13 protein-coding genes are annotated in these 12283 nt (G+C 68.8%); 8 read left to right on the plus strand and 5 right to left on the minus strand.

The window, feature by feature from the left end; translation table 11 throughout:
• The first annotated feature begins 239 nt into the window (after positions 1–239).
• The gene (locus tag ABZ404_RS21170) at positions 240–833 is read left to right on the plus strand and encodes a TetR/AcrR family transcriptional regulator (RefSeq protein ID WP_358830980.1); all 594 of its coding nucleotides are present in this window, start codon (positions 240–242) and stop codon (positions 831–833) included.
• A 478-nt stretch (positions 834–1311) separates the two neighbouring features.
• Here the strand turns inward: ABZ404_RS21170 and ABZ404_RS21175 are convergent, their stop codons facing one another.
• Positions 1312–2049 (minus strand): SDR family oxidoreductase, encoded by a 738-nt coding sequence (locus tag ABZ404_RS21175; protein WP_358830979.1) that lies wholly within the window; start codon positions 2047–2049, stop codon positions 1312–1314.
• A gap of 106 nt (positions 2050–2155) precedes the next feature.
• Between ABZ404_RS21175 and ABZ404_RS21180 the strand changes: the two genes are divergently transcribed.
• On the plus strand, positions 2156–2638 hold the full coding sequence (locus ABZ404_RS21180) for an Rrf2 family transcriptional regulator (RefSeq protein WP_358830978.1): 483 nt from the start codon (positions 2156–2158) through the stop codon (positions 2636–2638).
• A gap of 364 nt (positions 2639–3002) precedes the next feature.
• On the opposite strand, the gene ABZ404_RS21185 is transcribed toward ABZ404_RS21180, so the two are convergent.
• Positions 3003–3566 carry a cysteine hydrolase gene (locus tag ABZ404_RS21185; RefSeq protein WP_358830977.1) on the minus strand — a complete coding sequence of 188 codons (564 nt, stop codon included), beginning with the start codon at positions 3564–3566 and terminating at the stop codon, positions 3003–3005.
• A 922-nt stretch (positions 3567–4488) separates the two neighbouring features.
• Here ABZ404_RS21185 and ABZ404_RS21190 point away from each other — a divergent pair.
• Together ABZ404_RS21190 and ABZ404_RS21195 are read left to right on the plus strand one after the other, a co-directional pair.
• A complete protein-coding gene (locus ABZ404_RS21190; protein WP_358830976.1) occupies positions 4489–4980 on the plus strand; it encodes a hypothetical protein in 492 nt (163 codons plus the stop codon).
• Positions 4981–5148: 168 nt separating this feature from the next.
• On the plus strand, positions 5149–5643 hold the full coding sequence (locus tag ABZ404_RS21195) for a hypothetical protein (protein WP_358830975.1): 495 nt from the start codon (positions 5149–5151) through the stop codon (positions 5641–5643).
• Between the two features lie 153 nt (positions 5644–5796).
• Here the strand turns inward: ABZ404_RS21195 and ABZ404_RS21200 are convergent, their stop codons facing one another.
• On the minus strand, positions 5797–6765 hold the full coding sequence (locus ABZ404_RS21200) for a hypothetical protein (RefSeq protein WP_358830974.1): 969 nt from the start codon (positions 6763–6765) through the stop codon (positions 5797–5799).
• A gap of 260 nt (positions 6766–7025) precedes the next feature.
• Here ABZ404_RS21200 and ABZ404_RS21205 point away from each other — a divergent pair, with 260 nt between their 5' ends.
• The 4 genes from ABZ404_RS21205 (at position 7026) to ABZ404_RS21220 (ending at position 10873) form a co-directional block, all read left to right on the plus strand.
• Complete coding sequence (locus tag ABZ404_RS21205) at positions 7026–7604, plus strand: hypothetical protein (protein WP_358830973.1); 579 nt, start codon at positions 7026–7028, stop codon at positions 7602–7604.
• Positions 7605–7911: 307 nt separating this feature from the next.
• The gene (locus ABZ404_RS21210; protein WP_358830972.1) at positions 7912–8382 is read left to right on the plus strand and encodes an amino acid ABC transporter permease; all 471 of its coding nucleotides are present in this window, start codon (positions 7912–7914) and stop codon (positions 8380–8382) included.
• Entirely contained in the window at positions 8379–10268 is a 1890-nt protein-coding gene (locus tag ABZ404_RS21215; protein WP_358830971.1) for an alpha/beta hydrolase, read from the plus strand. The genes ABZ404_RS21210 and ABZ404_RS21215 overlap by 4 nt, the downstream gene beginning before the upstream one ends.
• Positions 10269–10366: 98 nt before the next feature.
• Positions 10367–10873: a hypothetical protein gene (locus ABZ404_RS21220; RefSeq protein ID WP_358990678.1), complete on the plus strand. Its 507-nt coding sequence runs from the start codon at positions 10367–10369 to the stop codon at positions 10871–10873.
• Positions 10874–10935: 62 nt separating this feature from the next.
• Here ABZ404_RS21220 and ABZ404_RS21225 read toward each other — a convergent pair whose 3' ends face one another.
• On the minus strand, positions 10936–11457 hold the full coding sequence (locus ABZ404_RS21225) for a GNAT family N-acetyltransferase (protein ID WP_358830969.1): 522 nt from the start codon (positions 11455–11457) through the stop codon (positions 10936–10938).
• A 166-nt stretch (positions 11458–11623) separates the two neighbouring features.
• Positions 11624–12220 (minus strand): HD domain-containing protein, encoded by a 597-nt coding sequence (locus tag ABZ404_RS21230; protein WP_358830968.1) that lies wholly within the window; start codon positions 12218–12220, stop codon positions 11624–11626.
• Between the last annotated feature and the right edge of the window lie 63 nt (positions 12221–12283).

Raw genomic sequence — 12283 nt, forward strand, 5'->3', positions numbered from 1 at the left:
GGGCGGAAAGAGCGGGACAGAGCGGGGCGGTGTGGTCCCGCGTCGGCCTCGGCCGGGTCATGCGTCGTGCGTCGTGCGTCTTTTTGATGCGCAGGAGGGCGACGGGCGGTGCGGTGCACGCGATGGCCACCGGTGAAGAGGTGCCGCTGAGGTACCCGCTAACCCACAAAAGCACAACGAGAATAAAAGTGCAACGACTCTACTTGGCGACCGGTTCGACAATCGGATACGCTCTCATCATGACCGCGCCCCCCGTCAGCCGCCGCGACCGCAAGAAGGCGGCCACCCGGCAGGCAATCGCCGACGCCGCCCTGCAACTCTTCCTGGAGCATGGCTACGACCACGTAGGCATCCGTGACATCGCCGACGCCGCCGACGTATCGACCGCCACGGTGTTCAAGCACTTCAGCGGTAAGGAAGCCCTGGTGTTCGACCAGGACCAGGACCGGGAGTCAGAACTGATCGCCGCGGTGCGGGAGCGCCCCTCGGGTCAGAGCATCCTCGAGGCTCTCCGACAGCACGTCCGCGACACCTGGCCCTCGATCGAGGCGCATCCTCAGGCGGCCGAGTTCACGCACCTGGTCGACTCCACACCGGTCCTGCGCGCGTACGCGGAACGGATGTGGACCAGGTATACCGACAGTCTCAGCGCAGCCATCGCCGACGAAGTCGGTGTGGACCACGACGACCTCGCCTGTGTGGCTCTTGCCCGATTCGTACTGGACATCCCGGCCCTCGCCCGCGGTCGGCAGGACCGCCGAGCCGCCGTCGAGGCAATCTTCGACATCCTCACCCACGGCTGGGAACCACCCACCAAGCCGCCCGCCCAGTAGCCATCGGCGTGCGTTTTCGGCCGCACACACTCCCCCGGCCGGCCATGAGTACTGACATCTTCTCGTTCAACAGGTTGGCTGCACGGGCAAGTTGGCGCTGTGCGCCCACGGGACGGGCGAACTCCTCCTGCGCATCTGACGATGCATGAGGCCGTCCGGGAACGGCTCGGGGCCGCGGCCGCGTACCGTCACCTTGAGGGTATGCATTGGTCGAACAGTCACCCAGGGGCGCACCATGGGAGCGGCCGGAACTCGGTGAGTGCTGGGACGTACCCGCTGTGGCGGCAACTCGCCGTCACCGTGGGGACTGCCGGACGAGGCACTGGCCGCTGTGATCACAGCGTCATTCGAGACTTCGCGCGTCTTCTACGGTGTCGCCGATCGCGGCGAAGAAGCGGCGCAAGAAGGCCCCCGCCGCCTCGCTACTGCCGCGGGCGACCCATCACGCGAGCTCCGGGTACGCCGGTGCCACTCACCGTCAGTGGGCCGCCGCGAGCCAGTCCTGGTAACGGGTGGCGGCCAAGCGGGCGCCGGGGCCCGGAGTGAGGACGTCGCCGGGGACGGCGGCGAACAGGCCGGCCCGGTCGTCGACGAGGACGGGGCGCCGGTCCCCGCGGGCGGCCAGCGTGAGGCGGCCGATCTCGTCGAGCGTGAACCGGTCGGGGCCGGCGACGTCCAGGATCCCGTCCAGCGGTGCACCGGTGGCCACCTCGGCGAGGGCGGCGACGACGTCGGCGCTGGCGATCGGCTGGATCGGTGTCGCGGGCAGGCGCACAGCGGTCTCGTCCGAGGTCCAGGACATGGTCGGTTCCATGAACTCGAAGAACTGGGTGGCGCGCACGATCGAGTAGGGCGTCGGGCCACCGCGCAGCAGTTCCTCCTGGAGCGTCTTGGCGCGGTAGTAGTCCAGTGCGGGGACCTGGTCGACGCCGACGATGGAGAGCGCGACCTGGTGGCGCACGCCTGCCCGCTCCCCCGCAGCCAGCAGGTTGCCCACCGAGGTGCGGAAGAAGGCGATCGACTGCTCGTCGAAGGTGGGCGAGTTGGTGACGTTGACGGCCGTGTGCGCGCCGGCGAGCACCTTGTCGAGGCCGGCCCCGGTCAGCAGATCGACGCCGGAGGAGAGTGAGGCGGTGGTCACTTCGTGGCCCCGGGCTCCCAGCTCAGCGGCGAGCTGGGAGCCGATCAGGCCGGTGCCGATGACGGTGATCTTCATGGGGTGCCTTCCCTCTGTGCACCGGGTGAGGGCGCACAGCTCAAACTCGGACATGTTCTATCCGAATAATACTCGGATATCCTTTGTCCGAGTCAATGGAGGCGGAATGAAGCTGTCGGGTGGCGTGGAGTGGGCGCTGCACTGCTGCGTGGTGCTGACCGTGGCGGCGGATCCGGTGCCGGCCGCCCGGCTGGCCACCCTGCACGACGTGTCGCCCAGCTACCTGGCGAAGCAGTTGCAGGCACTGTCCCGCGCGGGCCTGGTGCACTCGGTTCAGGGCAAGACCGGCGGCTACGTCCTCTCCAGGACGCCCGCAGAGGTATCCGTGCTGGATGTGGTGCGGGCCGTCGACGGGGCGAGCCCCGCCTTCGTCTGCACCGAGATCCGCCAACGCGGTCCGCTGGGCACTGCGCCGGAGCAGTGCACGGCGCAGTGCCCCATCGCCCGGGCGATGGGCGCCGCCGACGCTGCCTGGCGCGCATCACTGGCCGCTGTGACGATCGCCGACCTCGCCGCCTCCGTGGAGACGGACAGCGGCCCCGAGGCGCTGCCGACCGTCGCGGCTTGGCTCGCCCGCGATCCTGACTGAGCAGCCGTCGAAACCCTGCGGCGCGCGGTCGGCCGGAGCGGGTACTCGCCGAGCACTGGCCCGGGAGCCCGGCAGCGCCCGGTGCCCGACCGCCATGCGCGCCGACTGACCGACGTTGGGCATCTCCAACATCCAGGCGATGCGCGACCGGATGGGGATCAACGCCACGCAGCTTCGGCAGGACCGGTTCCTCGATGGGCAGGTACGGGAGACCGCGGACCCGGTCCGGCTGATCGGCCCGGCTGATGCGCTTGTTCGGCATCACCCAGCCCGCCCACGGCGATCCATTACGTCCGCCACCCACCCCGGGTACCTCACCATCGAACCCACCCAGGCATAGAGACCTCGAGCGGAAGGCCTTCCGCTATCGCGGTGCGATGGCTTTGAGCCAGTCCTCGACGGCGACGACATCGGCCCACTGCGGGAACAGCTTTTCGGTGAGGAACCGGTGCACCTCGGGGTCGGTGTCGAGGCAGGCATCCGCCAGGACGGTGAGGCCGAAGTCCAGGTCGATAGCGCGCCACAGAGTGGACAGCACTACAGCGCTGGTGGCGATGCCGGTGAGAACAAGGTTATTGATACCGCGCGCTCTGAGTACCAAGTCGAGGTCGCTGCCCGAGAACGCGCTCCCCCGCCTCTTGGTAACCACGATGTCCCCCTGCTGGGGCGCGACTTCGTCATGGATCTCGGTACCAGGCTCGCCCTCGGTGAACAGGCCGGCCCGCACGACGTTCATGATCACCTTGTTGCGAGGGCTGACTTCAGGATCACCCGGCCGTAACCCCATCACCACGTAGATCACGGGGATGCCGGCAGCCCGGGCACCGTCGATCGCACTGCGCAGGCGCGGCAGATATCCGGAACCATCGTCGGCGATGGCTACGACGTCCCGTTGGACGTCCATCACCAGAAGTGCACTGTTCGTCATGCTTGCCTTCTCTTCTCCGTGGGGAAACAAGATCAAGTCTCGTGGATCAAGCGAGCCGCGGTGGAGCTTTCGGAGATCCTCCGGAGCGTCGTGCCCGCAGTGCGCCCATGACCGGTGTCAGTTCTCATCGACACCTCATCTTCTTGCCCTGGGATCGCCAAGTGCTGGCGCTACTCGGTGATAAGCGGTGCCACATGTCAGTTGCGAGGCGCGAGATCACGTGGACACCCGTGTCCCCCCCACATGAGTCGCAGGGGTCTCTGGCTGGGTTCAACGGGATCCGTGGTCGGCGGCGAGCAGCCACAGACCACTCAGACGCTGCGCCGGAGAACTTTGCGGCGCGGACGTGTGCGCCTGAGCGTGATCACTCTTGCGCACACTCCTATACGGGTGTTATGCGTGGCCGCACCTTTTTCTGTCACCCCCCTGTTTGCGCTTGCGCACGCCCCCACCTGCGCCTTTAACGTCATTGCAGGGCGGCGGAAGAGGGTCGCACGAAACCACGGGGGATTACATGTACGCGCCGATCGCCGGCGGTTGCTGGACCAGGCGTGGCACCGTCTGTCTCTCCGCTCAGCGCCACCGTGGCATCCGCGGAGCCGACATCATCTTCATGGGCAGCTCGGGCACGGAGGGAGACGAAGACCGCCGAGGCCATGGGAGTCGGACAGGCCATGTATGTGTGGGCGGAGCCAGGAACGACGTCGTGACCCGCCTGCCGAGCAAGGAGGAATGGTGCGCCGCCACGGTCGACCCGCACGCCCCCTGTACAGCGAGGCCCGGCGCGGACCGGAGCGGTGCCATCAGTCCCAGGACCCCGATGAGAACCCACCACCGCATCGCCCTCGCGCTGTTGCTCACCACCGCCACCGGATGCGGGCTGCTCCCGCACCCACACTCCCCTGCCAGTAACCGCCCAGCCATGAACATGCAGAAGGGCGCCGATCAGGCCGACGTCATCCTGGGGCGGACCCTTGCGGCGATCAAGCCTGCGCTGCGCTGGCTGCACGGCCCCTCAACCGATGCCTCGTGCGCGGACGACCCCAGGGCTCCACAGAATTCAGGGGCCGTGGACCGCCGCATACAGATCCAGACCGTCGTCTCGGAGGTACGTCGCGGCACCCTGCTCGGCATCGTCGAGCGCGACTGGAGAACCCACGGCTACAAGGTCACCAATGTGAACTCCAACAAGCGGTTCCCCTCCATCGTGGCGTCCACGCCGGACAACTTCTCCGTAGAGGTATCGGTCGGCGGCGAAGGCCAGTTCTTCTTCAGCGTCAGCACCCCCTGCCTCACCCGGACAACCGTCGCTGCCCCCACCGCCCCGCCCAACACCCCCGAACGCGAGGGGCAATACCCTCTCCGGCCCTACATCCACGACGCCTTCTGGTCCGCCACCTCGACGCGTACGTGAACGACACACACCCCTCCCCGAAGCCCCCGGAGCCCCTGCCCCCCCATGAAGTCCTTCTTCGGTCCAGTGGCCGCATGCGTACTCCTCGCCGCGACGGCCGTCGGTTGCGGTGCGATCCCGAACAGTCAGACGAAGGGCGGCGGCACCCACGACCGCAGGAAACCGGCCATGGACATGAGCCAGGGTGCCGATCGGGCCGACGCGGTGCTCCAGCAGACCCTGGGTGCCATCACTCCGCCCCTGCGCTGGAACCACGGTCCCTCGATCGACAGTGGTTGCGGCAACATGCTGGGCAGGGACACGGGCACCGGTTCCGTCCATCGCCGCGTCATCACCCTGACCAAGGTGTCCGCCGAACGGCGGGGCAGCCTGATCGGCGTCGTCGAGCGCAGTTGGAAGACCCAGGGCTACAAGATCAACGGCGTGAACCCGAGCAAGACGATGCCCGCCGTCTACGCCAGCACTCCCGACAACTTCCACATCGCCCTGGAGGTCGGTACCACCGGCCAGTTCAGCTTCTCCGCCGTGACCCCCTGCCTCACCGAAACCCACTCCCTGCCCGCCCCCACGACCACCCCCAACACCCCGCAGCGCGACGACGTCCCCTTCCCGCCCCGCGACGACATCCACGACGACTACTGGTCAGCCCCGGTACGTACGTAGACCTCACGATCCACAGCGCCCGGCCGGCCCAGCGGGGGCCCGTTCGGTCCTCGGTCAAGGTCCCGCGGTCGCCGGGTCCTGGTCACTGAGCGAGAAGGGCGGGCCTCGCAAGCGGGCCCGCCCTTCTCGATGGCGCCTGGGGCCGGTCGGGCCCTACCCGCGGTTCAGACGGGCAAGGAGCAGGTTCGGGTCCGGCTCGGGGGCGAAGTACGAGGCGCTGGGGACGTAGACCGTATGGTCGCGTACCGCCACGGAGGTCGGGTTCGCGAGGCCGTCCTGCTGGGTGAGGACGACGGAGTGGGTGCCCTTCGGGCGTACCACCACGACCTGGTTGGCGGTGTTCACCGTGGCGAGGACCGTGTCTCCGTGGCGTGAGGTGAACGCGAAGTCGTCGATGCCGTCGAGGCCCGTCGCCCGGACGCTGGTCCTGCCCGCGGAGCCGTTGCGGCGTACGGGGATGCGCAGCAGTGTCCCCCGGTCGGTGTTGGAGACCCAGACGGCGCCGTCGTGGACCTTGATGCCGTTGGCGCCGAATCCCGTTCCGGACGGGACCGGGCGCAGGGCCTTCGTCGTGGCCCACGCCGTGCGCCTGCCCCCTGTCACCGGTGCGCGCCAGACGACTCCCAGCGCGGAGTCGGCGGCGTACAGCACGCCCCGGTGCTCGTCGAGGGCGAGGCCGTTGGGCAGCCCGTTCGGCGGCAGCTTCACGATCTGGTGGGGCCTGCCGCCGTGGGGCTTGATGCGCCAGATGCCGGTCTCGCTGGTGCCGGTGGCGTACGTGACGTAGAGGGTGCCGTCGTGGGCGCGGGCGATGCCGAGAACCAGCGCGTTGTGGACGAGGGGGGTGTTCGGGTCCGCGACGGCCGGCAGGGTGACGCGGCTGCGGACGTTCCCGTGCCGGGTGACGTTGGCGACCTGGCGGGCGAAGGCGAAGGTCAGATCGGCGGAGCCGTCGGGTTCGAGCGCGATGTTCTCGGGCGTCTCGCCCGCGGTGAAGTCGAAGTGGGCGACCACTCGCGGGTGCGACACGGTCGGCTCGTCACCGGATGCGGGAGCCGACGCGAGTACGCCGAGGGCGATGGCGGTCGCGGCGATACCGGCCAGGTACGGGCGTCGGGGCATGGGCCTCTCCTTGGGCTACGGCACGGGCCACCGGTGTGGCGCCAGGGGCAGAGTGCGGTACGCCGGGCCCCGACGGGCGGTGACAGGCGGAGTCACGGCCGGGAGATCGCTCTCGTGGGCTAGGAATCGATCGCCTGGGGGTGGGAGCGGGGGTGGGGGCGGGGACGGGAAGCGGGGCGGGGACGGGAAGCGGGGCGGGGACGGGAAGCCGAGGCCCGCTGACATGTCCGTTGTCAGTGCCCGGCCGTAGATTCCCGGCCATGGGTATCTACTTGGTCAGCATTACGCCCGACGACTGGGCCGACGAAGAAGTCCTCCAGCCCACGGCCCGCGCCCTCACCGCCGAGCTGGAACGCCTCGGACTGCCGCCGCTCATGCCCCCGCGGCGGCACGGCTTCGTCCCCGGGTCAGACACCACCTTCGAGGAGAAGCTCAACCGTCCGATGGGCAGTTTCGGCGCACTCTGCGAAAGACAGCCCGACGGCCAGGACTACAGCAACACCCTGCTCGGCTGGGACCTGCTCCTGCCGATCGCGCTCCCCCACCCCATCGAACTGCGGGTCGCGCCCCACGGCGACCCCACGATCGCCCAGTCCGCCCACACCGTCCTCGCCGCAACCCAGACGCTGGCCCGTCAGCTGGCACTGCCCCCGCAGATACCCGCGTACTGCGACAACCTCAACCTCACGAACTGGTTCACCGGCACGGAAGTCCAGCGGGCGGCCGCAACGCACCCGGGGCCCTGGCAGAACGACCTCGATGCCGCCTTCTACACGGCGGTGTACCTCCGCGCAGCCGAACACAGCCTGCGCAACGCATGCCCGCTGCACTACTCGTGACCCGTCCTCTTCCCCGGCTGCCGAGCCCGGTTTTCACCTTCGGGAGCCTGTTGGGTTCCCGGGCCTGGTCCCACAGGAGTCGGGCGGGGCACGATGCGAGGCCGCCCCCCGAGCACTCAGACGCCACACCGCAGAACTTGGCGGCGCGGACGCGTACGCCTGAGCGTGATCACTCTTGCGCACACCCGTATACGGGTGTTATGCGTGGCCGCACTTTTTTCAGCCACCCCCCTGTTTGCGCTTGCGCACGCCCCCACCTGCGCCTTTAACGTCATTGCGGGGCGACGGAAGAGGGTCGCACGAGACCATGGGGGAGTACGTGTACGCGCAGAGCTGGCAGCGGTTGCTGGACCAGGCGGGGCAGTCGGGACAGGCAGGGCAGCCGGGGCAGTCCCGACAGGCGGGTGCGCTGTCGCTCGCGTCGGCGGGACCGGCGCGTGGCGGAACCAGCGGTGGCAGTGGCGAGCTGAAGCACAGCGCCAAGCCGTGGTCGGACGCGGCGGGCACCGCCCACGCACTGCAGACGGACACCGCCACGGCCAAGGCGAAGCTCACCGCGGCACACGCCGGTGCCGAGGCGGGCACGGCCGGGCTGGCGAGTATGGCCGCGCTCACGTCCGTACTCACCTCGTGGGAGAAGCGGCTGACGGCCGTCCACACCGAGTGCGGCGCGCTGGAGCCGGTGCTGCGCCGGACGGCGTGGGCGCAGGGCGAAGTGGACGCGGGTGTGAAGTCGGCGCTGGCTCAGTTCTCCGCGCCGGCCGGCAAGGGCCGGTGACGGGGGTGCTCACCTGGCAGCAGCTGCACGACCTCAAGTGCGCCGAACTCCTCGACGCCGCCGACGGCTGGGGCGCCGTCAGCACCCAGGCCGACGCAGCCCGGGACCGGATCAGCAGCGAGATGATCCACGGTCTGGAGGCCACGCAGAAGGGCATGGCGTCCCCGGCCGCCGTCAACCGTCTGCGCCGCCTGGACCGCAACTACGACTACATCCGTACGGAGTGCGGTCTCGTCCGTACGACTGTGACCTCGCTCGTGTACGAACTGGTCGGGTTCCAAGGGCAGTTGAAGGACGCCCTGGACGATGCGGCGAGCCTCGGGTTCACGGTCGCGGCGGACGGATCGGTGAGCTACCCGGCCGGCGGCCGGAACGTGGTCACGGACCAGCCGGTCCCCGGCGGCAGCGCCGGCGCCGACACCCCGCTCATGTCCCGCCCGCCCACCCTCGGCGCGCTCCACCCCGGCCTGGCCGACCCCAACCCCAACCCCAACCGGGCCAAGGCCCAGGACATCGCCGACCGCATCCGCCGCGCACTCACAGCGGCCCGCGAGGCCGACGAACACTTCAGTACGGCCCTGAGCAGGTTGAAGGCCGAACCCGGCCTGGACGTCACCGAGGCGACCTGGAAGGACGCGGCCTCGGACCTGGCCGCGGTGCGCAAGCTCTCCGGCGACCGCCTGAAGAAGACCATCCCGACGAACGCCTCCCCCGCCGAGCGCCACGACTGGTGGACCCACCTGTCCCAGGCCCAGCGCGACGAATACCTCACCCTGTGCCCGGACGTCCTCGGCAACCTGGACGGCATCCCGGCCCTCGCCCGCGACGAGGCCAACCGCGACAACCTGCAGATGCTGATCGGCAAGCTGTCGGGCGAGGACAACGAGGCGGCGCGGGCGAAGCTGGCGGGGCTGCGGTCGATCGACGAGCAGCTCCAGGCGGCACCGGAGCCGGGCGTCCCGCCCATGTACCTGCTCGGAATCGGCGACCAGGGCAACGGGCGCGCCATCGTGTCCTTCGGCAACCCGGACACCTCCCGCAACGTCTCCGCCTACGTCCCGGGTCTCGGCACCTCACTCGACGCGGACTTCGCCCGCGGTGACATCAAGCGGGCCCGCCAGACCGCCAAAGGAGCAGGGTTCTACGACCAGTCCAGCGCCTCGATCGTGTGGCTCGGCTACGACGCGCCTCAGCTGCCGGCAGAAAAGATCGGCGATAATTTCGCCGTGATGTTCCCGTACCACGCGGTCGCGGGCTCCTCCGCCTACAACCAGTTCATGGCGGGCATCTCGGCGACGAATGAGAATGCCGATCCCCACATCACTGCCATCGGCCACTCCTACGGCTCCCTCACCGTCGGCCAGGCGGCGCAGCGGTCGGGCGGCATCCCCGGTGCCGACGACATCATTCTCGTCGGCAGTCCGGGCACCGGAGCCCGCACCGCCGACCAGCTGGGTGTCGGCAAAGACCACGTCTACGTCGGCGCCGCCAAGAACGACCTCGTCACCCAGCTGCCGAACTCAGCCGAAATCGCCAGTGCCCGGGAAGGCTTCAAGAACGGTTATAAGACCGGATCCCTCCTCGGGCCTGTCGCAGGACTGGGCTCGGGCCTCCTCGGAGCCTTCACCGGCTACGAGGTCGGTGACGCCGTGTCCGACGACAGCCAGATCTACTTCGGCACTGACCCCGCGAGCGCGGAATTCGGCGCCAAGCGCTTCACCGTGGCCGACGGCCCGCCGGTCGTGGACGCCGGGCATCTTTCCATCGGTGACATCGGGGCCCACTCGAACTACTTCAACCCGGATAAGGACGCGGACTCCGCCGACAACATCGCCAAGATCGTGGCGGGTCGAGGCAGTGAGATCAGCACTCAGGAGCCCCGATGAAACTCCATCGCCACGTCGTCACCCTGCTGCTCCTCGCGACAGTCACCGGCTGTGGCTCGCTCACTGACTCGGATATCACCGGAAGAGATCGACCCACCATGAACATGCAGCAAGGCGCCGAGAAAGCCGACGCCATCCTCCAGAACACCCTGGCCGGCATCACCCCGGGGCTCCGCTGGGTCCATGAGGCATCGGAGGACATCGGTTGCTCGGATTGGAAGAACGCCGGCACGGGCACCGGTTCCGTCATTCGCGGCATCATGATCATGACGGTCGTCTCTCCCGAGCGGCGCGGCGCGCTCCTCGGGGTCGTCGAACGCAACTGGACGGCAAGCGCGTACAAGATCACCCGGGTGAACCGGAGTAAGGAGCTCCCGTCCATCACGGCTTTCACGCCCGGGGGCTTCCAAGTACACGTGGCCGTGGGTGGCGAGGGCCAGTTCCGCTTCTCCGTCACCACCCCCTGCCTCACCGACTCTCCCGTCCAGAAGCCCACCACCCCCTCCAACGTGGACACCAACACCCCCGCCTACGAAGGCGGCAAACCCCTCCCCCGCCCCTACATCCACGACGACTTCTGGTCAGCCACGCCGACGCGTACATGAGCCGGACGGCCCGGCCGTAGCGTCCCCGCAGCCCGATACCCGACAGGCGCTGTGCGGCATCACTACGGCCCCGTGCTGGCCCCGTGGTCCCTCGAACTCGGTTGCACGCTCTTGGACATGTACATCGAAGACACCTCATAGCCGTTGCGCCGGTACAAGGCAATGGCTGCGGCGTTGCCCCCGAAGACGTTCAGATGGAGCGAAACCATGCCCTCACGGGCCACGAGTTCCTCGACGGCGGCGAGGATGGCCGATCCGTACCCATGGCGCCGGAACAGAGCGAGGACGTTGATGTCATACAGCCAGGCCGAGTCCGTGGTAGCCGCTGCCTGACGTGGGTCCGGGCCGATCCACGCGTCTCCCACGACCTGGCCCGCTGCGTTCTCCGCCACCACAAGGTGATGACCAGCGGTGTCACACCCGTCCGGGAGGAACTGGGCCGTGCCCCGGTGCGCCCGCTCTCGCGCCAGCTCTGCCGGCATGAACTTGCCCAGTTCGCGGGCCGTCTCGGCCTCACGATGCTCAGTCGCCGCTTCGTACTCCGACGGCGTCATTTTCCGCAGGGTGACCTTCGGCGCGTCCATGCCACCATCCTCAGCTGACGGCCGGTGACAGCGATACCGAGTTTCCACGCACGGCGGGTCGTAGCGGTCGTGGCCGGTACGCCACCACACGGCGCAGCACACTGCTCGACTCCACGACCGCTCGACCGCGCGCACGGCGAGCTCATGCTCCATGCGGGGGCGGTGGTCAGTACAGGGCGTGGCCGTACGCCGTGACCAGTCCGTCCAGCTCCGGGTCACCAAACGTGGCTCGCAGCTCCTCGAAGGCACGGGTCTTGTCGGGGCCGAAGCGGGCGACGTGGGCGGCGTAGCCGGCCGGGGTGAGGAATCTGGGGGGTGTGGACTTGCTGTGGAACTTGTCCGCGTACATCACCAACCGCTCCTCGGCGGATTCGGCCACGTAATCGGCGGCCGGCAGCGGCAACTGCTGGCGTTCGATGTCGTCCCTGGTCAGCCCCACACCCGTATGGCAGGAGCAGAACCGGCACACGGACTCGGGGAGCCCCTCCTCCGCGAGGAGGGCGTGGCCGAGGACGCCGTGGCGCAGGTAGTTGGCGTGATCTAGGCGGCCCGTACTGTCGTAGAGGCGGTAGACACCGATGTCGTGCAGCAGACAGCCCGCCCGTACCAGCTCGCGGTCCAGCCCCGCCCCGCAGCGGTCCAGCAGCCCTTCGGCGATCTGCCACACGATCTCGCAGTGGGTCCAGACCAGCTCGTACGCCTCCCGGGACGGGGCGTGCTTCTCATGGAGCTCGCGGCACTCGTCCACCGACAAAATGGTCATCGGTGCAGCTTAGCAATGCCGCGAGGGCGGTCACCGGAGGTGAGCGGGGCGCCCCGCTCACCT

It is taken from the genome of Streptomyces sp. NPDC005878, from assembly GCF_040629815.1.
Taxonomy (GTDB): Bacteria; Actinomycetota; Actinomycetes; order Streptomycetales; family Streptomycetaceae; genus Streptomyces.

Bases quoted from the DNA above. Each gene is read 5' to 3' on its own strand.
- ABZ404_RS21195 (WP_358830975.1), top strand. From the start codon at position 5,149: ATGGACATGAGCCAGGGTGCCGATCGGGCCGACGCGGTGCTCCAGCAG.
- ABZ404_RS21170 (WP_358830980.1), top strand. From the start codon at position 240: ATGACCGCGCCCCCCGTCAGCCGCCGCGACCGCAAGAAGGCGGCCACC.
- ABZ404_RS21210 (WP_358830972.1), top strand. From the start codon at position 7,912: ATGGGGGAGTACGTGTACGCGCAGAGCTGGCAGCGGTTGCTGGACCAG.
- ABZ404_RS21180 (WP_358830978.1), top strand. From the start codon at position 2,156: ATGAAGCTGTCGGGTGGCGTGGAGTGGGCGCTGCACTGCTGCGTGGTG.
- ABZ404_RS21200 (WP_358830974.1), bottom strand. From the start codon at position 6,765: ATGCCCCGACGCCCGTACCTGGCCGGTATCGCCGCGACCGCCATCGCC.
- ABZ404_RS21205 (WP_358830973.1), top strand. From the start codon at position 7,026: ATGGGTATCTACTTGGTCAGCATTACGCCCGACGACTGGGCCGACGAA.
- ABZ404_RS21175 (WP_358830979.1), bottom strand. From the start codon at position 2,049: ATGAAGATCACCGTCATCGGCACCGGCCTGATCGGCTCCCAGCTCGCC.
- ABZ404_RS21225 (WP_358830969.1), bottom strand. From the start codon at position 11,457: ATGGACGCGCCGAAGGTCACCCTGCGGAAAATGACGCCGTCGGAGTAC.
- ABZ404_RS21190 (WP_358830976.1), top strand. From the start codon at position 4,489: ATGAACATGCAGAAGGGCGCCGATCAGGCCGACGTCATCCTGGGGCGG.
- ABZ404_RS21185 (WP_358830977.1), bottom strand. From the start codon at position 3,566: ATGACGAACAGTGCACTTCTGGTGATGGACGTCCAACGGGACGTCGTA.
- ABZ404_RS21220 (WP_358990678.1), top strand. From the start codon at position 10,367: ATGAACATGCAGCAAGGCGCCGAGAAAGCCGACGCCATCCTCCAGAAC.
- ABZ404_RS21230 (WP_358830968.1), bottom strand. From the start codon at position 12,220: ATGACCATTTTGTCGGTGGACGAGTGCCGCGAGCTCCATGAGAAGCAC.